14 protein-coding genes are annotated in these 20635 nt (G+C 65.3%); 10 read left to right on the forward strand and 4 right to left on the reverse strand.

Going from position 1 to position 20635, the window contains the following annotated elements:
• The first annotated feature begins 162 nt into the window (after positions 1 to 162).
• From ACSBQT_RS16840 to ACSBQT_RS16875, 8 genes are all read left to right on the forward strand, one after another.
• Positions 163 to 1866 (forward strand): ATP-binding cassette domain-containing protein, encoded by a 1704-nt coding sequence (locus ACSBQT_RS16840; protein WP_435002146.1) that lies wholly within the window; start codon positions 163 to 165, stop codon positions 1864 to 1866.
• 110 nt (positions 1867 to 1976) lie between these two features.
• A complete protein-coding gene (dusB, locus tag ACSBQT_RS16845; RefSeq protein ID WP_410711485.1) occupies positions 1977 to 3164 on the forward strand; it encodes a tRNA dihydrouridine synthase DusB in 1188 nt (395 codons plus the stop codon).
• Positions 3165 to 3166: 2 nt separating this feature from the next.
• Positions 3167 to 4474, forward strand: a complete 1308-nt coding sequence (locus ACSBQT_RS16850; protein ID WP_435002147.1) for a deoxyguanosinetriphosphate triphosphohydrolase — start codon at positions 3167 to 3169, stop codon at positions 4472 to 4474.
• A 3-nt stretch (positions 4475 to 4477) separates the two neighbouring features.
• Positions 4478 to 6550, forward strand: coding sequence for a DNA primase (gene dnaG, locus ACSBQT_RS16855; RefSeq protein WP_435002148.1), 2073 nt, complete (start codon positions 4478 to 4480; stop codon positions 6548 to 6550).
• Positions 6551 to 6628: 78 nt separating this feature from the next.
• Entirely contained in the window at positions 6629 to 7273 is a 645-nt protein-coding gene (locus ACSBQT_RS16860) for a TetR/AcrR family transcriptional regulator (protein ID WP_410711482.1), read from the forward strand.
• 11 nt (positions 7274 to 7284) lie between these two features.
• A complete protein-coding gene (locus ACSBQT_RS16865; protein WP_435002149.1) occupies positions 7285 to 9081 on the forward strand; it encodes a DHA2 family efflux MFS transporter permease subunit in 1797 nt (598 codons plus the stop codon).
• Positions 9023 to 9988, forward strand: coding sequence for a D-2-hydroxyacid dehydrogenase (locus tag ACSBQT_RS16870; protein ID WP_410711480.1), 966 nt, complete (start codon positions 9023 to 9025; stop codon positions 9986 to 9988). Before ACSBQT_RS16865 ends, ACSBQT_RS16870 begins: the two co-directional genes overlap by 59 nt.
• Positions 9985 to 10572 carry a hypothetical protein gene (locus tag ACSBQT_RS16875; protein ID WP_167196733.1) on the forward strand — a complete coding sequence of 196 codons (588 nt, stop codon included), beginning with the start codon at positions 9985 to 9987 and terminating at the stop codon, positions 10570 to 10572. Before ACSBQT_RS16870 ends, ACSBQT_RS16875 begins: the two co-directional genes overlap by 4 nt.
• A 197-nt stretch (positions 10573 to 10769) precedes the next feature.
• Here the strand turns inward: ACSBQT_RS16875 and ACSBQT_RS16880 are convergent, their stop codons facing one another.
• Together ACSBQT_RS16880 and ACSBQT_RS16885 are read right to left on the reverse strand one after the other, a co-directional pair.
• Positions 10770 to 12197 carry a glyceraldehyde-3-phosphate dehydrogenase gene (locus tag ACSBQT_RS16880; protein WP_139467387.1) on the reverse strand — a complete coding sequence of 476 codons (1428 nt, stop codon included), beginning with the start codon at positions 12195 to 12197 and terminating at the stop codon, positions 10770 to 10772.
• A gap of 55 nt (positions 12198 to 12252) precedes the next feature.
• Positions 12253 to 13290 carry a YhjD/YihY/BrkB family envelope integrity protein gene (locus ACSBQT_RS16885; protein ID WP_410711478.1) on the reverse strand — a complete coding sequence of 346 codons (1038 nt, stop codon included), beginning with the start codon at positions 13288 to 13290 and terminating at the stop codon, positions 12253 to 12255.
• A gap of 126 nt (positions 13291 to 13416) precedes the next feature.
• On the opposite strand from ACSBQT_RS16885, the gene ACSBQT_RS16890 reads away from it, so the two are divergent.
• Positions 13417 to 14232 carry a DedA family protein gene (locus ACSBQT_RS16890; protein WP_410711477.1) on the forward strand — a complete coding sequence of 272 codons (816 nt, stop codon included), beginning with the start codon at positions 13417 to 13419 and terminating at the stop codon, positions 14230 to 14232.
• Positions 14233 to 14334: 102 nt separating this feature from the next.
• On the opposite strand, the gene ACSBQT_RS16895 is transcribed toward ACSBQT_RS16890, so the two are convergent.
• Positions 14335 to 15378 (reverse strand): glutathione S-transferase C-terminal domain-containing protein, encoded by a 1044-nt coding sequence (locus ACSBQT_RS16895; protein ID WP_410711609.1) that lies wholly within the window; start codon positions 15376 to 15378, stop codon positions 14335 to 14337.
• A 262-nt stretch (positions 15379 to 15640) separates the two neighbouring features.
• Positions 15641 to 17449: an AMP-dependent synthetase/ligase gene (locus tag ACSBQT_RS16900; RefSeq protein ID WP_410711476.1), complete on the reverse strand. Its 1809-nt coding sequence runs from the start codon at positions 17447 to 17449 to the stop codon at positions 15641 to 15643.
• Between the two features lie 189 nt (positions 17450 to 17638).
• On the opposite strand from ACSBQT_RS16900, the gene leuS reads away from it, so the two are divergent.
• Positions 17639 to 20554: a leucine--tRNA ligase gene (leuS, locus tag ACSBQT_RS16905; RefSeq protein WP_410711475.1), complete on the forward strand. Its 2916-nt coding sequence runs from the start codon at positions 17639 to 17641 to the stop codon at positions 20552 to 20554.
• Positions 20555 to 20635 lie beyond the last annotated feature (81 nt).

The following is a 20635-nucleotide window of genomic DNA, read 5'->3' on the forward strand; positions in this document are numbered from 1 at the left end:
GTAGTAAGAAGGGGTGGTCTTGACCCGGCGAGCTGCCTCGGCGATCATTGTTATGTTCCATTTCCGACGAAAGACGTCTCTGCTGTGAAGTGAATCCTCATACCGTGACTTGCGGGTGCCACGGGCCCGCAGCGCTTCTGCGTACACGAAATGAGGACCCTCATGCCTGCAGCAATCACTGTGTCCGAACTGGACTACCGCCTCGGCGACGATACCGAGATCTTCTCCCGACTCACTGCCACCATCCCTGCCGACCTCGTCGGACTCGTCGGCGACAACGGGATCGGCAAATCCACCTTCGCCCGCATCCTCGCCGGTCGACTGCGCGCCTCGGCAGGAACCGTCACGGGTGCCGATGGCGCCGTCTACATCGATCAGCTGCTGCCGCATTCGACGCAGCGGGTCGACGCCGCACTGGACATCGCCCCCGTCCGGCAAGCACTGGGCCGCGCCCTGTCCGGAAAAGCGACCGGGGCCGACTTCGACCTCATCGGCGACGACTGGGACATCGAAGAGCGGGCCCTGGCTGCGCTGTCCGAACTCGGTCTGCAGCTGAGTGTCAGCGACCTCGACCGGAGTCTGAGCAGCTTCTCCGGCGGGCAGGCCACGCGCATCGGACTGGCTCGAGCGGCACTGGTCGGTGACACCTGGCTGATCCTCGACGAGCCGAGCAACAACCTCGACGAGGACGGACGGGCTCTGCTGACCACGCTGCTCACCGAACGGCGCGGACCGACCCTGGTCATCTCTCACGACCGCACGCTGCTGACGCATATGACCTCGATCATCGAGATGACCGACCGACTGCGGGTCTACGGAGGGAACTTCGACGACTACGAAGCCATGGTCGCCGCGGAAGAAGAGGCGAAGCAGCAGAAGGTCACCGATGCGAAGAAGACCCACCAGATCGAGAAGCGACAGCGGATCGAGCTGGAGACGAAACTCGCTCGCAGCGAGCAGAAGGGGGCGAAGGACAAACTGAATAGGCGTCGTCCCCGGATCGCAGCAAACGCTATGGCTCACTTCGCAGAGAAGTCAGCGGCCAAACGACGCGGCGACAAAGCCGCCGACGAAGCCGCGGCCCGGGACGAACTCACCAACGCCAAGGATGCGCTGCGCCGGTCCTCAAGCGTCCGCCTCGACCTGCCGGACACCCAGGTTCACGCGACCAAACGGGTCCTCGAGATCTCCACGGCCGCCTCGGCGAAGTCCGAACGACCGCAGACGATCGTCGGTCCCGAACGGATCCGACTGACCGGACCGAACGGGGCAGGCAAGTCGACCCTGCTGGCCGCGATCCTGGCGGCTGCCAACGGCCAGGACGGCCAGAACAGCCAGGACGGACTGGACGAGGACACAGGCGACACAGCCGGGGGAGATGCAGGGGCCGAAACCGGTCCGCCGATCGCCGAACTCTTCGGCGACCTCGACATCACCGTCTCCGCACCGACGGCTCACCTCGACCAGCAGTACCGACTGCCGGGGGAGCTGACGGTGATGGAGGCGGTGCGATCAGGCAATCCGCAGCTCGACCCGCACCGCGTCCACGAGGTGCTCGCGGCCATGGGCCTGCGCGCCGGACGCACCGGCCAGATCTGTCAGACCCTGTCCGGTGGGGAGCGCTTCCGCGTCGCCCTGGCCTCAGGACTCCTCCAGGACCCGGCCCCGCAGCTGCTCATCCTCGACGAACCGGGCAACAATCTCGACCTGTCGTCGCTCGAAGCGCTGGTGACCGCTCTCGAAGGATTCGGCGGGGCCATGGTGATCGTCACCCACGACGACCGGCTCGCCGCCGAACTCTCCGTCGACACCGAATGGGACGTGCGGGAATTTCTGCGCACCGAAGTCGTTGAGGTGAACGGATGAGCCGGAACGATAGCGGGACGCCTGGCTTGCGCCGGCTTGGAATCCGAACGCGATCGAGTGAGGAGAGGCAGACGAATGTGCGATTTTGACTTGACTGGGATAATGGTTGCGTGAGTGTCATCAGCCCTGCCCCAGAAACCGCATCCCCGAAGCCCGAAACAGCCCTGCGCATCGGGCCCATCGAGCTGTCCTCGCCCGTCGTGCTCGCGCCCATGGCCGGAATCACGAACACCGCCTTCCGCCGCCTGTGCCGCGAATACGGAGCCGGCCTGTACGTGACCGAAATGGTCACCACCCGGGCCTTGGTCGAGCGCAATCCGAAGACGATGCGCATCATCCACCACGAGCCCTATGAGACTCCGCGCTCCGTCCAGCTCTACGGAGTCGACCCGGTGACCATGGGCCAAGCCGTGCGGATGCTCGTCGAGGAGGACCGCGCCGATCACATCGACCTCAACTTCGGCTGCCCCGTCCCCAAGGTCACCCGCAAGGGCGGCGGCTCCGCGCTGCCGTGGAAGCAGGACCTGTTCAAGTCCATCGTCACCACGGCCGTCACCGAGGCGGCCCGCCGGGACGTACCCGTGACCGTGAAGATGCGCAAAGGCATCGACGCCGACCACACGACCTTCCTCGACGCCGCCGAGACCGCGCGCAACGCCGGCGTCGCCGCTGTCGCGCTGCACGGCCGCACCGCGGCCGATCTCTACTCGGGGACCGCGGATTGGGACGCGATCGCCCGGCTCAAGGACCACCTCGGCGACACCGTTCCGGTGCTCGGCAACGGTGATATCTTCGCCGCCGAGGATGCCCTGGACATGATGGCCAAGACCGGCTGCGACGGCGTCGTCATCGGGCGCGGCTGCCAGGGACGGCCGTGGCTGTTCGGCGACCTCGCGAACGCGCTGAACGGCAGCGAGGAGCGCCACCGTCCCGGACTCGCCGAGGTGGCTCGTGCCGTGTACAAACACGGCGAATACCTCGTCGATCACTTCGAGGACGAATTCCTCGGCGTCCGTGACCTGCGCAAACACATCGCCTGGTACTTCAAGGGCTACCCCGTCGGGGGTGAGCTGCGCAGCCAGCTGGCCATGGTCTCCTCGCTCGAGGAACTCGCCGGACTGCTCGACCAGCTCGACAAGACCGCGCCCTACCCGGGAGAAGCCGCCGAAGGGTCCCGCGGCCGCACCACCCGGCCGAAGAAGCCGCACCTGCCCGAAGGCTGGTTGGACTCCCGCATCTTCGATCCCAGCGGGAAGTCGCTGCTGTCGGAGGCCGAACTCGACATCTCAGGAGGATGAGAATGCCCTTCGACACTCACCCACACACCACGGTGGGGACGGGGACCGTGGCGGTCTACTCGTCGTGGGACCAGGAGCGGTGGGTGAGCGAACCGGCGAAGAATCCGCGGCGCTCGGCTTTCCAGCGCGACCGAGCACGCGTCCTCCACTCCTCGGGACTGCGCCGCCTCGGCGCGAAGACCCAGGTCGTGTCCCCGGGCACGGACGATTTCGTCCGCACCCGTCTCACTCACTCCCTCGAGGTCGCCCAGGTCGGCCGCGAACTCGCCCGCTACCTCGGCTGCGATCCCGATATCGTCGACACCGCCTGCCTGTCCCACGACCTCGGTCACCCTCCTTTCGGCCACCACGGTGAGACGATCCTCGACGCCCTGTGCGCAGACATCGGCGGCTTCGAAGGCAATGCCCAGACCCTGCGTCTGGTCACCCGGATCGAACCGAAGGTCATCGCCGATGACGGTCGCCCGGCCGGCCTCAACCTCTCCCGCGCGAGCCTCGACGCTCTGACGAAGTACCCGTGGCCCCGAGCCGAAGCCACGGCCGGTCGCCGCGACTCCGGGGTTCGCAAATTCGGTGTCTACGATGACGACCGGGCTGTCTTCGACTTCTACCGCGACGGCATCGACAACGGCCAGAAATGTATCGAAGCCCAGGTCATGGACTTGGCCGACGACATCTCCTACTCCGTCCATGACGTCGAGGACGCCATCGTCGCAGGCCATCTGGACCTTGCCGAGTTCGCCGCCGATGAGCGGCGGGCCGAACTCTTCGACATCACCCGCCAATGGTACCTGCCGGACACCACCGATGCGGAGATGGACAAGGCACTCGGCCGACTGCAGGCCGCCGCCTACTGGCCCAAGGAGTCCTTCGACGGATCCCGACGCGCTCAGGCCGGCCTCAAACACATGACCAGTCAGCTCATCGGGCGCTTCGTCGGCGCCGCAGAATCCGCGACCCGTGAGGAATTCGGCTGGGAGCCCCTCGCCCGATACTCGGCCTCACTCGTCGTGCCCGAGACGACCACCGTCGAGATCGCCGTGCTCAAAGGCATGGCCACGCTGACGGTGATGGTCGCCGAGGATCGACTGCGGCTGCATGACATCCAGGCGGCGGTCATCAACGAACTCGCCGAATGGTATTCGCAGTCACCGGACAAACTCGATCCGATGTTCCGCGCCGACCACGCCGAGGCCGCCGACGACTCCGCACGACTGCGCGTCATCGTCGACCAGATCGCCTCCCTGACCGACCATTCCGCCTGGGCCCTGTACCACCGCCTCAACGCCGGAGCGGAGGATCGGCTCTAGACCATGGCCGGACTCATCAAACGCGAGGACATCGACGAACTGCGCAGCCGCACCCGCATCGACGAGGTGATCGGGGAATTCGTCACCCTCAAGACTGCGGGCATCGGATCGCTGAAGGGACTGTGCCCGTTCCACGACGAGAAGACCCCGTCATTCACGGTCCGCCCCCAGGTCGGGATGTACCACTGCTTCGGCTGCGGAGAGTCCGGAGACGTGTTCACCTTCCTGCAGAAGGTCGAGCAGCTCAGCTTCGTCGAAGCCGTCGAGACGTTGGCCGGCAAGGCCGGAATGCACCTGCGCTACGAGGACGGGAAAGGGCCGGACCGAGAGCAGGCCAGCCGCAGGCAGCGGCTGCTGGAGATGCACGAGGTTGCGGGGCGCTTCTTCGCCCAGGCTCTCGAGTCCGAGGCCGGGCAGATCGGCCGCGAGTTCCTGTCCGGCCGCGGCTTCCCCGCCGAGTCGAGCCGGGAGTTCGGCATCGGGTTCGCCCCGAAATCCTGGGATGCCCTGACGAGCCATCTGCGCAAGGCCGGATTCACCGATGAGGAGATCCTCGCCGGCGGCTTGGCCAGCGAGGGCGGTCGTGGAATCTACGACCGATTCCGCGGTCGGGTGATCTGGCCGATCAAGGACATGACGTCCCGGACCATCGGCTTCGGCGCCCGCCGACTCTATGACGACGACAAAGGTCCGAAGTACCTCAACACTCCCGAGACCGCTCTCTATCACAAGAATCAGGTCCTCTACGGACTCGACCTGGCGAAGAAGTCCATCGCGAAGACCAAGCGCGTCGTCGTCGTCGAGGGCTACACCGACGTCATGGCCGCCCACCTCGCCGGAGTCGACCAGGCTGTGGCCACCTGCGGCACGGCCTTCGGCGCCGAACACGTGAAGATCATCCGTCGTCTCCTCGGCGACGACCCGACCGGACAGGTGATCTTCACCTTCGACGGCGACGCCGCCGGTCAGAAGGCTGCGCTCAAGGCCTTCGAATTCGAGAACCTGTTCACCGCCCAGACCTTCGTCGCCGTCGAACCCGATGGCCTCGACCCCTGTGACCTGCGCATGCAGAAGGGCGACGCGGCCCTGCGCGAACTCATCGACGGCTGCAAGCCGCTCTTCGAGTTCGTCATCACCACCGCGATCTCCCGCTTCGACCTCGACACCGTCGAAGGACGGATCTCCGCGGTCCGCTCTGCTGCCGAGGTGCTCACCGACATCCGCGACCGCAACAGCCTCTCCCACTACTACCGGTTCGTCGCCGGACGCATCGGCGTCGATATCGACGAGGTGGAGGCCGCGGTCCGCACCGCCGCCCGCCAACCGAAGCAGAACCGTCAGCCCGCCGAGGCGCCCGCCCGCCAGTCGTCGTATCGCGACGGCCCACCGCCGGCACCGAGCGCACCCGCACCCTCGACCGCGGCGGCGCCCGGTCCGGGCCACGGACCTGATTCGGGGCAGGGGACCGGTCCCAGAACCGAGCCGGGGACGGCCCCGTCCGGGGGTACACGCGGGCCCGCTCCCGCCTCGGCGGGGGAAGTCTCCGATGAACGCAGCATCGAATACGTCTACGACGAACGCCCCGACGTCTCGAACCTCTCGGCCCCGATCAGCCCTGCCCGGCTGAAGACGGAGAAGGGGGCTCTCATGGTCGCCCTCCAGCATCCGGAGGTGGTCAATGCGAAGCTCTTCGACTCTCTGTCCGCGAAGGCCTTCGAACACCCCGGATACCGGCGGATCCAAGAGGCGATCAAACGGGCCGGAGGACTGGGTGCGGCCGGCACGGCTCAGTCGAAATGGGCCGAACGCGTCCTCGACGCTGCTGCCGAGGACCTCAAGCCCTATGTGGCACAGCTGCTCGTGACCCCGCTGCCGGTCATCGAGGGAGACGGGATCGATCGGTTCGCCCGCGGGATCGTCGCCCGCCTCTTCGACTACGATCTCGAACGCATCGCCAAGGAACTCCACTCTCGTCTCCAGCGCCAGGACACCTCCGATGGAGCGGGTCAGGCAGCACTGCTCGGTCAGCTGCAGACCCTCGAACAGCACCGGGCACGGCTGAAGATGCTCATGTAGAAGACTGCGCACAGTGAAATAGTGCACAATTGCAGATTTGCAGTTGGTGAAAGTTTGCATGTGATGCAAAATGTACCTATGCCCGCTGAAGAATCCCTGCGCTCGAAAAAGGCGCGACTGACTCGCAACGCCCTCCACGAGGCGGCGATCACTCGTGTGCTCGAAGACGGCTTGGCCTGTGCCACCGTGGCGACGATCGCCGCCGACGCCGGGGTGTCCACTCGCACCTTCTTCAACTACTTCGAGACGAAGGAGGACGCGATCGTCGGCCTCGGAGCCGATGTCCGCGTCGATGAGAGCATCGCCTACGACTATGTCCACAGCCCTGCCGGACTCGACTCGCTGGCCGAGGACACGGCGCGCTTCGTCCGCGAAGCGCTGCTCGTCGGCTCCGTCGACCCCGAACTTCCGGCTCGGCGCCGGCGCCTCTTCGCTCTCTACCCGGAACTCGTGAGCAAGAGCTTCGACCGGGCAGAAGAACTCGAAGAGATCGTCACCGGGCACGTGCTCGACCGACTGCGCCACCTCGGCCAGGAGTTCTCCTCCGAAGACTCCGCCTGGCGCAGCGCACGAATGCTCACCCAACTCTGCCGGGTCCCGCTCAACCACGCGGGACAGGTGATCAAAGCCGATCCCGAGGCGGTCGAGGACAAAGGCGGAACCCAAGCGATCTTCGAAGACTCCCTGAGCCTGTTCCGCAAGGTTCTGGACCGACTGCCATGACGAAAGCTGTGATGAGAAGCAACCACGAAACCGATGAGACGACGATGACGGCAACCACCTCGAAGAACTCCGCTCCTGCGGGACCCGACGCACAGACAGAGCCGATGGCCACCTCGGCGATCATTCTGCTCTTCGTGGGCCTGATGATCGCGATGTTCATGTTCTCGCTCAACCAGACGGTTCTGGCCACCGCACTGCCGACGATCGTCGGCGAACTCGACGGCGTCGACCAGATGCTGTGGGTCTCCACCGCATTCATGCTCGCCTCGACGATCATGATGCCCGTCTACGGCAAGGTCGGCGACCTGTTCGGACGCAAGCCGCTGTTCATGTTCGCCATCTGCTGCTTCCTGCTCGGCTCGGTATTCGCCCTCATCGCGAATGAGATGTCGACGCTGATCTTCGGTCGCGTGCTCCAGGGCATCGGCGGCGGCGGAATGATGATCCTCTCGCAGTCGATCATCGCCTCCGTCGTCCCCGCCCGCGAACGCGGCAAGTACATGGGCATCATGGGCTCCGCCTTCGCCGTGTCGTCCGTGGCCGGACCGCTGATCGGCGGCTGGCTGACCGAGGGACCCGGCTGGCGCTGGGCCTTCGCCATCAACTTCCCGTTGGGCATCATCGCCCTCATCGCCGCCGCCGTGTTCCTCAAGGTGCCCGAGCACACCAAGGGTGCAGGCCCTCGTCCGAAGATCGACGTCATCGGCATGGCGCTCATCTCGATCGTCACCTCCTGCATTGTGCTCACCTCCGCCTGGGGCGGACACGACTACGAATGGGGATCCTGGCAGATCAACGGCCTCATCGTCACCGGCGTGATCGCCGCAGTCGCCTTCGTCTTCGTCGAGCTCAAGGTCAGCGAACCGGTCATCCCGATGCACCTGTTCACCAACCGCGACTTCCTGCTGTGCACGATCGCCGGTCTCTTCGTCGGCATCGGCATGTTCGGTGTGCTCTCCTATATGCCGACCTACCTGCAGATGGTCCACGGGATCGATGCCACCGTCGCCGGTCTGATGATGGTGCCGATGATGGGCACCATGCTCGTGTCCTCGACGCTCGTCGGGTTCATCGTCTCCCGCACCGGCAAGTACAAGAAGTACCCGCTGACGGGCATCCTCATCATGGCCGCCTCGCTCGTCCTGCTGTCCCAGCTGAAGGCAGAGAGCTCGGCCTGGGAGACCATCGGCTGCCTGGCGCTGCTCGGACTCGGCCTGGGCCTGAGCATGCAGACTCTCGTCCTCGTCGTCCAGAACGCCTTCCCGGTGTCCATGGTCGGCACCGCGACCGCGTCGAACAACTACTTCCGCCAGGTCGGTGCCACCCTCGGTATGGCCTTCATCGGATCCGTGTTCACCCAGCGCCTCATGGACAACATCAAATCCGGAATCACCGAGATCGCGAAGGCGGCCCCACACGGCCACATGCCCAAGGTCTCCTCGACGGGGCTGACCCCGGAGATCGTGTCGAAGCTGCCGGAGCCGATGCACTCGCTCATCATCACCTCCTACAACGTCGCCCTCGTGCCCCTGTTCCTGTGGGTGGCTCCGCTGGCCGTCCTCGGTTTCGTCTTCCTCTGCTTCCTGCCGAACACTCCGCTGGCACAGACCCTGAAGAACGAACCGGCGAAGCGCGAGAGCCTCGACGTCGAAGCCGAGCGCGCGGGTGTCGTGTCCGCGCCGGTTTCCACCCCGGCAGAGACTTCATCAGTTAGTGTGGCAGAAAGCCCACTGTCCAAGGAGCCGAGGAATGACGGTACTGACCATACTCAACTCACCCGGGACCGAGATCCCCGCACTGATCACTGATCTGGGGGAGCGGGACGGGATCGAACTGCGCATCGCCGAGGCATCGACCCTGTCCCAGGCGCTGCCCGGCACCGATGTGCTGCTGATGTGGGATTTCTTCTCCACCGCGCTCAAGGATGCCTATGGCAGCGCCGACAGGCTCGAGTGGGTCCATGCCGCCGCGGCGGGCGTGGACTCTCTCCTCTTCGATGAGCTCGTCGATTCACCGGTGACCGTGACGAACGCCCGCGGGATCTTCGACCGCCCGATTGCCGAGTTCGTCCTCAGCTACATCCTCATGCACGCGAAGAGCTCGATCGGCTCGCTCGACGACCAAGCCGCGAAGAAGTGGAACCGCCGGTCGACGCGCGATATCGCCGGCACCAAGGCTCTCATCGTCGGCACCGGAGCGATCGGCCGGGGCATCGCACGCCTGCTGAAGGCCGTCGACATCGACGTCACCGGAGCCGGATCGCGCGCCCGCAGCGGCGACGCCGACTTCGGTGAGGTCATCGACTCCGCCACCCTGCCCGAGCACGTGGCCGGGTTCGACTGGGTCATCGACATCGCACCGCTGACGGGGAAGACGGAGAGGCTCATCGGCGCCGAGGCGTTCGCCGCCATGGACGACACCGCCGTGTTCATCAATGTCGGGCGTGGAGACACCGTCGACACCGACGCACTCGTCACCGCGCTGCGCGACGGGCAGATCGGCGGGGCCGGACTCGACGTCTTCGACGAAGAGCCGCTGCCCGCAGGCCATCCTCTGTGGTCGATGGACAATGTGATCATCACCCCGCATATGAGCGGTGATACCGACGGGTGGAGAATGCGACTGGCCGAGCAGTTCCACGCCCTGTTCGAACAGTATCTGGCCGGGGAGCAGTTCCCGCACACCGTGGACAAGCAGCTCGGGTACGTGCGGTGAGCCAGGCCGACGACCCCGCGGCACAGAGGGTCTTCCTGGCCAGGGTGATCGCCGAACTCATCGCCGTGCGCCGTGCCCGTCTGCTGAGCATGCTGGTGCTTGCCTTGGCGATGCTCGTCGCCGGACTCGGGGCCGCCCTCCAAGCCCAAGGCGATCGCATCGATGCGGTGCTGCTGTTCTCGGCGTTCAGCCTCATCATGATCGGCATCGTCTGCGCGCTGGGCGCGATCATCGCCTGGACGCGGATCAACCGGGACGTGCTCGACTCGATCGCTGCGTCGCGACCGGCCCGTGCCAAGGCGCCGCGGACGCGGAACGCCGGACTCGCCGTCGCAGTCGGCTTCGCCATCGTCGGGATCCTGTTCGGCATGCTGCTGTGGGCCGAGACTCCGATCCTGGCCGGCGCCGTCGTCATCGCCTGCCTGCTGCTGGCCTGCCTGGGTCCCATCTGGGCGAATGAGCTGGCGAATGCCGATGACCGACTCGCCGTCATCCTCGACAGCGACGACGATCTGGCGGAGCGATTCGCCACCTTCACCCCGATCTGGCTGCATGAGGCCATGGAGTCCGACGCCGCGAAGTAGGCAGAACACCTCGTTGCCGGCAGAACCTCCCGTTCCTACGGGAGGTTCTGTCATTTTCGAGAGATTTCGGCGGGAGGTGTAGGGCGTGGCACTGCCAGTGAATGACGAAAGCGCCCGGAGTCGGAAGACTCCGGGCGCCTGTCTCAGCCGGTCACCGAACGCTCATCCGAACGGTTCGGTGGGCCGCCTCGGCGATATCAGGGAAAGGCCGGAACGTCGACGTCGGCCATCTTGGCCACGCAGCGCACGACCTGGCAGGAGTAGCCGAACTCGTTGTCGTACCAGACGTAGACGACGACGCGGTCCTCATCGACGATCGTGGCCAGACCGTCGACGACACCGGCCCGCTTGGAGCCGACGAGGTCGGTGGACACGAGCTCGGGAGAGGTGACGTAGTCGACCTGGTTGCGCAGCGGCGAATGCATCGACACTTCGCGCAGGAAGGTGTTGAGCTCGTCGACGGTGGTGGCGTTGTCCAGGTTGAGGTTGAGGATCGCCATGGACACGTTCGGGGTGGGGACGCGGATCGCGTTGCCCGAAAGCTTCCCGGCCAGCTCAGGCAGAGCCTTGGCCACGGCCTTGGCGGCACCGGTCTCGGTGAGGACCATGTTGAGGCCGGCTGCACGGCCGCGGCGGGAGCCCTTGTGGAAGTTGTCGATGAGGTTCTGGTCGTTGGTGAACGAGTGGACTGTCTCGACGTGGCCGTTGCGGACACCGAACTTGTCGTTGATGGCCTTGAGCACCGGGGTGATCGCGTTCGTCGTGCAGGATGCGGCCGAGACGATGGTGTCCGTGTCGAGGATCGCGTCGTCGTTGACTCCGAAGACGATGTTCTTCACATCGCCCTTGCCGGGAGCCGTGAGCAGGACCTTCGACGCACCGGGGCAGGCGAGGTGCTTGGACAGGCCCTCTTCGTCGCGCCACTTTCCGGTGTTGTCGACGATGATGGCGTCGTCGATTCCGTAGGCGGTGTAGTCGACCTCCGAGGGGTCATTCGAGTAGATGACCTGGATGAGGGTGCCGTTGGCCTGGATGGTGCTGTTCTCTTCGTCGACGACGATGCTGCCGTCGAACGCGCCGTGCACCGAGTCGCGGCGCAGCAGGGAGGCGCGCTTGACGATGTCGTTCTCCCCATTGCGGCGCACCACGATCGCACGCAGACGCATACCGGTTCCACCGGCGCGATCGATGAGGATGCGGGCGAGCAGGCGGCCGATGCGACCGAAGCCGTAGAGGACGACGTCGCGGACCTCGCCCTTGCCGGACTGCGACTGAACGACCTCGGCGAGCTCGGCGGCGAGGAAGGCGTCGACATCGGCGTTCGGGTCATCGAGCTTCTCGATGAGGCGGCCCAGATCGATGCGGGCCGGTGCCAGGTTGAGTCCCGACAGCGCCTTGACGATGCGGTGGGTGATCTGGATGTCGAGCTCTTCGCCGAGGAAGTGGCGAGCGTAGCGGTGCGCCTTGATCATGCCGGTCACCGACTTGTTCAGCAGCGACCGCCCGAACAGGGTCAGCAGAACGTCGTTCTCACGGTACAGGCGTCCGACTAGCGGAATGAGTTCTTCGGCGGCGGTCTGCTTCTTCGCCCAATCGTCCAGGCGAGCAGTCGTAGCGTCAGTCAAAGGTCGTGTCCCCTCGGTCAGTGATAACGGATGCGCCAACAGTCTACCGTCTCGCCTATTCGCGATCCGACCGGCGTTCCTCGAACCGTTTGAAGCCCAGCAGGGTCAACGCCACGATTCCCGCACCGGTGATGAGCGCTCCGAGGCTCTGCGCCTGCACCTTCGGTTCGACGAACCGGTACTCCTGTTCCTCTTCACGAGGCCGAGGTGGTTTCGCCGTGCCGATCCACGCGGCGATGAACAGGATGATGCGGGCGAAGACGTTGAGCGTGAGCATGATCGCGATGATCGATCCGAACACACCGGCGGCCTTGTTTCCGGAGAAGAGATTGACGAGCACCGTGGAGAAATTGATGAGGATGAGGAACGCGGTTGCGCCGATGAGCGAGCCGCGGTTCTTCGCCTGTTTGTCGACCGGCTTCTCCGGCAGCATCGTGAACAGGAACCAGAAGATCAGCCAGGCGGCCCCGAACGTCAGGATGACCGGAACGATGAACAGCAGGCTCGCGGCGAAGCCGGAGAGTCCGAGCAGATCGGCGATGATCGAGCGCAGGCCGGTGCCGACGACGGTGAGCGCCACGGCCAGCAGCAGGCCGATGATAAGTCCGATGAGAGTGACGACATTGCTGAGGACCTTGGCTACGAAGGACTTCTCCGGAACGGCATCGTCGAAGTCGTCGTGCAGCTGTGCCCGCACCGCGGCACCGAGGTTGCCGATGAATCCCTGCCCCGTGTAGAGACCGGTGAGAATACCGATCATTCCGACTGCCTGCCACTGCAGCAGGTAGCTTTCGAGCTGCTCAGTCAGTGTCTCGTTGCCTGCCGTGAAAGCTTCGATCTGCTTGGTGACTTCGGGCAGGAGTTCGGGGCGGGCGACGTCGAGGACGAAGCCGATGCTCGCCAAGCTGACCATGGCAATGGGCATGACCGCGAGGACGAGGAAGTAGGTGATCGCGGCACCGAACTGATTTCCCAGACGCTGTCCGAAACGCTGGACGGCGCGCATGAGGTGGGCGGGCCCGGGCTTGTTGACGGCATTGTGTCCGACCTCAGCGACGGTGTTGCGCGAGGCCAGTACTTTGGCAGGTGCCACGTGTATGCTCCTTCGATGCGTTTCAGCAAGGTGCGTTCGTATTCCGGTCCGAGGTGTTCGTTTCCACACTAGCCGCTGTGAGCGTACTGTGAGCGGCAGGCCGCGCCCTTATCTAGACTTTTGACCATGCTGTTCACTGATTCGCACGCTTCAGCCGCCGATTCCGCGCCCGCTGCCACCGACGCTCTCTCCGCCGGCGTGCCTGGAGCCGGCTTGCCTGCCGGCGGAGTCCCTGCCGATGTCCTCGCCGCCGGCGGCAGCGCTGCGGACAATCTCAGCGGGTTCTCGGCCTGGACCGTGACGATCATGGAGACCCTGGGGCCGGCCGGTGTCGGGTTCATGGTCTTCCTCGACAACATCTTCCCGCCCATCCCCAGTGAGCTCGTTCTGCCTCTGGCCGGATTCACCTCCAGCCAGGGGCAGATGAACATCGTGGCCGCGATCGTCTTCGCCACGATCGGCTCGGTCGTCGGCGCGGTTCTGCTGTGGGCGCTGGGCAAGTGGATCGGCATCGAACGCATCGCCCGAATCGCGGTGAAGATGCCTTTGGTCGACGTCGACGATGTGCACAAGACCGTCGACTGGTTCGACAAGCACGGGGACAAGGCGGTGTTCTTCGGGCGGATGATCCCGATCTTCCGGTCGCTCATCTCCATCCCCGCCGGCATGCGGGACATGCGGCTGATCAAGTTCCTGCTGCTGACCACGGCCGGCAGCACGATCTGGAACACGATCCTCATCGTCGCAGGCTTCACCCTCGGCGAGAACTGGTCGGTCGTCGAGACCTACGCAGGCTACTTCCAGAACGTCGTCATCGTCGCCGTCGTCGTCTTCGTCATCGCGTGGATCGTGCTCAAGGTCCGCAAACAGCGCAGGAAGGAGGCCGCCGGACTCGATACGACGGAGAACGACCATATCGCGCCCGGCGAATTCGACGCCTGATGAGCCAGTTCGACTCCTGAGATCGAACCGCCTCGCCCGCGCGCCCGCGCGCCGGCCGCGCCCGAAGACCAGCAGGCCCCGGGCGAGCAGTTCATCCGAGCATCAGCTCACCCAAGCCGCCGCGGTATGCGCGGGTGCAACCTCTTCGCCGGGCTTGACCGGTCCGGGAGCGGTGCCGTCGCCGAAGGGGGATCCGCCGAACTTCCGGTCGCGACCGTGATCGCTGAGCCAACCCGAGAGGTCGGGGCCTTTCGGGACGATCTGCGTCGGGTTCACATCCTGGTGGACGATGTAGTAGTGCTGTTTGATCTGCACGAAGTCGACGGTGTCACCGAAGCCCGGCGTCTGGTACAGGTCACGGGCGTAGCCCCACAGATTCTCGAACGCCGTGAGAGGCTGCCGGTTGCACTTGAAATGACCGAAGTAGACGGGGTCGAAGCGCACGAGTGTCGTGAACAGTCGCACGTCCGCCTCGGTGATGGTCTCTCCCATGAGGAACCGTGACCGGCTGAGCCGATCCTCGATCGTGTCCAGAGCGGTGAACAGCCGATCGAATGCGGCATCGTAGGAGTCCTGGGACCCGGCGAATCCGCAGCGGTAGACGCCGTTGTTGATCTCCGTGTAGATCAGCCGCATCACCTTCTCCATCTCCTGCCGGGATTCTTCGGGCCAGAGATTCGGTGCTCCCTCACGGTGATAGTCGGTCCACTGAGTGGAGAAGTCCTCCGTGATCTGCGGGAAGTCGTTGGTGACGACGACGCCGGTGGGCACATCGACGACGGCCGGCACGGTGATTCCGCGCGGATAGTCCGGGTAGCGGGCGAAGAACGCCTGCTGCAGCCGTTCGATGCCGAGCACCGGATCCACCCCGCCCGGGTCGAGGTCGAACGTCCACGATCGCGCATCATGGGTGGGGCCGGGCATGCCGAGGGAGATGACGTCCTCGAGGCCGAGGAGGCGACGGACGATGATCGTCCGGTTCGCCCAGGGGCAGGCGCGGGCGGCGACGAGGCGATACCGACCCGGTTCGACGGGCCACTGAGCGTTCGGATCATTGAGGATGCGATCGTCGATGTAGTTCGTATCGCGGTTGTATTCCGCGCCTTCGGTCACGTAGCTGGGAGTGTGATCGGTGGTCTCGGACATGGCGCTGCCTCCAGTGAGATCGATGAGTTCGACTTCTGCGCTCAAGCTTACGACGCTGAGGCAAGCCCTCGCCGAGGCGGCCCGCCGTCACCGTTGCCGTGCCCTCCCGATCGGGAGGAGTCCGCCCACCGTCCCCGAGGCGGGACGACGACGGCCCGGGACGGACCGTTCGAGTCCGTGCCCGGGCCGTACCCCGCAGGCTGAGTTCAGCGACTGTGCCGCGGTCGACAGCGATGGTGCCTCGGTCGACAGCGGCTGTGCGTCAGCCGGCGTAGAGCGCGTCGATCTCGGCGGCGAAGTCCTTGTTGATGAGGTGGCGCTTGACCGACTGCTTGGCGGAGAGGTAGCCGTTCTCCTCGCTGAGTTCGATCGGCAGGATTGTGAACTTCTTGACCCCTTCGGCGCGTGAGACGGTCTTGTTCATCTGTTCGACGGCCTTGGCCACTTCGGCCTGGATCGCATCGTCCTCGGCGGCTTCGCGCAGATCCATCTGGGGCAGATCATGGTTCTTCAGCCAGCCCGGCAGCATCTCCGAATCGAGGAAGATCAGCGCCGAGACGAATTTGCGGTTCTCGCCGACGAGCACCGGCTGGCCGATGATCGGGTGGCGACGCAGCACGTCCTCGAGCGGAGCCGGGGCGACGTTCTTGCCGCTGGAGGTCACGATGATCTCCTTCTTGCGGCCGTTGATCGTGAGGTAGCCGTCGTCATCGAGGGAGCCGAGGTCACCGGTGCCGAACCAGCCGTCGTGGAACTCCTTGGCCGTGGCCTCCGGATTGTTCCAGTACTCGCGGAAGACCGGCACGCCCTTGGCCAGGATCTCACCGTCGGGAGCGATCGCCACCGAGGCGCCCGGCAGCGGCACGCCCACGGTTCCGATCTTCGACTTCTCCGGAATGTTGACGGTGATCGGGGCCGTGGTCTCGGTGAGTCCGTAGCCTTCGAGGACGATGATTCCCAGTCCGCGGAAGAAGTGTCCGAGGTGCGAGCCGAGTGCGCCGCCGCCGGAGACCGCATGGGTGACGTTGTCGCCCATGACTGCGCGCAGCTTCGAATAGACGAGCTTGTCGAACAGGGCATGTTGGAGCTTGAGGCCGGTCGGCACCTTGCCGGTGTCGAGTGCCTTCGAATAGGCGACGGCGACCTGCTCGGCGCGGCGGAAGATCTTCTCCTTGCCGCCTGCCTGAGCGGTCGCCAGCGCGGAATTGAAGACCTTCTCGAAGACTCGGGGCACACCGAGGATGAACGAGGGACGGAAGCTGCCCATGGCGTCGGTGAGCTTCGTCAGATCGGATTGGTGGGCCAGCAGAGCGCCGTTGCTGATGGCCAGGACCTCGATGAATCGGGCGAAGACGTGAGCCTGCGGCAGGAACAGCAGGCAGCGCATATTCGTGTCGAGAACGCTGGGGATCTGGTGGCGAGCGGCTTGGGCGGTCTGCACGAAGTTCGCGTGGGTGAGCACACAGCCCTTGGGCTTTCCGGTGGTGCCGGAGGTGTAGATGATCGTCGCCACGGAATCGGAGCCGACCTGTGAGCGAGCGGCTTCGAGCTCTTCATCGGTGACGGCCTTGCCGGCTTCGGTGAGATCGGCGAAAGCGCCTTCGTCCCAGACCCGCAGGGCCGGCTCTTCCCGTCCGGCGGTCTCGGCCGCCGCCCGCACCCGATCGGCATGCTCGCGTGATGCGACGAGCCCACGAGTGACATCGGCGTCGGTGAGCATCCAGCTGAGCTGGCTCCCCGAAGAGGTGTCGTAGAACGGCACGGAGATTCCGCCGGCGTACCAGATGGCATAGTCGCTGAGCGTCCACTCATACGAGGTGGGGCCGAAGATCGCGATCCGGTCACCGACTCCCACGCCCAAGGCGATGAGCCCCTTCGCGGCCGCCTTGACCTCTGCGAGGAATTCGGCCGCGGTCAGTTCGTTCCAACCGTCTCCGTCGGGCTTGGCGACCAGAGGGCGGCTGGGGTTATCAGCGACTGTGCTGAGGAAGATATCGGTGGTCGACGAGGCGGTATCGACCTCGAAACCGACGACGGGTGTTGACGACTGCGGCATGGTCGTTGAGCTCATGACTCTCCTTCGAGGACGTAAGTTACTGCTCGGTTATCTTACAGTTCGGCCGGGTCTCAGTGAAATCGATCACGTTTGCCGAGATAACCGGCGTCCGCTGACCTGTGAGCAGTCTAACCAAGTCGAATCAAGGGGCGTTCAGAGTACGATGGTCAGAACCCGCTCACGTCTGTTCAGCGAAGGAAGGTAATGACGACGAACCCTGAGGAGACCGGTTTCCGCTATGACGCGGCGCTGGCCGAGAAGATCGAGAAGTCGTGGCAGCGCACTTGGGAGGAATCGGGCACGTTCCACACCCCGAACCCCACCGGAGACCTCGGCGAGCTTGACTCCCAGGATGCTTCGTCGCCCTACGGTCCGCCGGCCGACCTCAGCGAGCGCGAGTCCCTGTACATCATGGACATGTTCCCGTACCCCTCCGGTGTGGGACTGCACGTCGGCCACCCGCTGGGCTACCTCGGCACCGACGTCTACGGCCGCTATCAGCGGATGCGCGGACACAATGTCATGCACGCCCTGTCCTACGACGCCTTCGGACTGCCCGCCGATCTCTACGCGGTGCAGACCGGTCAGCACCCGCGCATCACCACCGATGCCAACATCGCGAACATGACCGAGCAGCTGCGTCGCCTGGGGCTGGCCCATGACGTGCGCCGTCGCTTCGCCACGACAGACGACGAATTCGTCAGATGGACGCAGTGGATCTTCCTGCAGATCTTCAACTCCTGGTACGACACCGAGGCGACCACCCCCGATGGTGAAGCCAAGGGCGCGGCTCGTCCGATCGACACGCTCATCGAGCAGTTCGCCTCGGGTGCGCGCCCCACACCCGACGGTCGCGCCTGGTCGGAGCTGAGCCCGGCGGAGCGCGAGAACGTCCTGCAGGGCTACCGCCTCGCCTACGTCTCCGAATCCCCGGTCAACTGGTGCCCCGGACTGGGCACCGTGCTGGCCAATGAAGAGGTCACCGCCGAGGGGCTGTCCGAGCGCGGAAACTACCCGGTATTCACCCGCCGTCTGCGCCAGTGGAACATGCGCATCACCGCCTACGCCGACCGCCTCATCGACGACCTTGACGTACTGGACTGGCCGCATGCGATCCATGCGATGCAGGTCAATTGGATCGGCCGGTCGAAGGGCGCCCTGCTGCGCCTGCCCATCGCCGGTGACGATGCGTCCGACATCGAGGTCTACACCACCCGCCCGGACACCCTGTTCGGCGCCACCTACCTCGTCCTCAGCCCCGAACACCCGCAGGTCGCCGACCTGACCGCTGAGTCCTGGGATGAGTCCACCCCCGAGTCCTGGCGCGGGGGAGAGGCAACCCCCGCCGAGGCGATCGCCGCCTACCAGCGCGCCGCTGCGGCCAAGACCGACGCCGACCGGCAGCAGAGCCGGGAGAAGACCGGCATCTTCACCGGCTCCTATGCGCTCAACCCGGCCACCGGGGCACAGGTTCCGATCTTCATCGCCGACTATGTGCTCATGGGCTACGGCACCGGAGCGATCATGGCCGTGCCGGCCGAAGACGCCCGTGACTGGGACTTCGCAAAGGTGTTTGGACTGCCCTATATCCGCACCGTGCAGCCTCCCGCCGACCACGACGAGGACGCGCCCTTCACCGGCACCGGCGTGATGATCAACTCGGCCAATGGCGAGATCGACATCAACGGCCTCGAGATCGACGCGGCGAAGGCCCGGGTGACCGAATGGCTGAAGGACAAGGGACTGGCCACCGAGTCCACCCAGTACCGCCTGCGCGACTGGCTGTTCTCGCGCCAGCGATACTGGGGCGAACCGTTCCCGATCGTCTACGACGAGAACGGAACCCCGATCGCTCTGCCTGACGAGATGCTACCCGTCCAGCTGCCCGAAGTCGACGATTTCGCACCGCGGACCTACGCGCCCGACGATGCCGACAGCCGTCCCGAACCGGCGCTGAGCCGGAACCAGGAATGGACGAGCATCGAACTCGACCTCGGCGACGGTCCGAAGACCTACCAGCGTGAGACGAACACGATGCCCAACTGGGCCGGATCCTCGTGGTACCAGCTGCGCTACGCGGACCCGCACAACGACGACCGCCTCGTCGACCCCGCCAACGAGAAGTACTGGCTGGGACCGCGGGCCTCGAAGCCGCGCGGCGGCGCCGACCTCTACGTCGGCGGGCAGGAGCACGCTGTGCTCCACCTGCTCTATGCCCGCTTCTGGCACAAGATCCTCTTCGACCTCGGGCACATCTCCTCGTCCGAGCCGTTCCACCGCTTAGTCAACCAGGGATACATCCAGGCCTATGCGTACACCGATTCCCGCGGTGTCTACGTCCCCGCCGCCGAGGTGGAGGAGAGGACCGAATCGAACGGTGAGCTGACGTTCTGGTACGACGGCGAACAGGTCAATCGGGAGTACGGAAAGATCGGCAAATCGCTGAAGAACTCCGTCATGCCCGACGAGATGTACGACGCCTTCGGTGCCGACACCTTCCGCGTCTATGAGATGTCGATGGGCCCGCTGGAGCAGGACCGTCCCTGGGACACCCGCGCCGTCGTCGGCGCACAGCGGTTCCTGCAGCGCGTGTGGCGACTCTTCGTCGACGAGACCACCGGCGAGTCCGTGGTCGCAGTCGGTGAGGCCGACGCCGAATCGCTCAAGGTCCTCCACCAGGTCATCGACGGCGTGCGCGAAGACATGGACCATCTGCGGTTCAACACCGCGATCTCCAAGCTCATCGTGCTCACCAACCATGCCACCAAACAGGGCGGTGCGACCCGGGACGTCCTCGAACCGCTGACGATCATGCTCGCGCCCTTCGCCCCGCACCTGGCCGAAGAGCTGTGGTCACGTCTCGGACACGAGTCGACGGTCACCTATGCGGCCTTCCCCGAGGCGGACCCGAAGCACCTCGTCGCCGAGACCGTGACCTGCGTGGTCCAGGTCAAAGGCAAGGTGCGCGCACGACTCGAGGTGGCCCCGGACATCTCCGCAGAAGAGCTCGAGAAGCTGGCGCTCGAATCGCCGAACGCCGTCAAGGCCCTCGGTGGCGCCGGAGTTCGCAAGGTGATCGTGCGAGCCCCCAAGCTCGTCAACATCGTCCCCGACGCCTGAGCCCCGGCCGATACTTCGCCGTAACACGGCATCTGGGAGACTGCATGAGTGCGGGCGCCGGACGGCGGCGCTTCGTCCCCG

This window comes from Brevibacterium sp. H602, assembly GCF_051172395.1.
Lineage (GTDB): Bacteria > Actinomycetota > Actinomycetes > Actinomycetales > Brevibacteriaceae > Brevibacterium.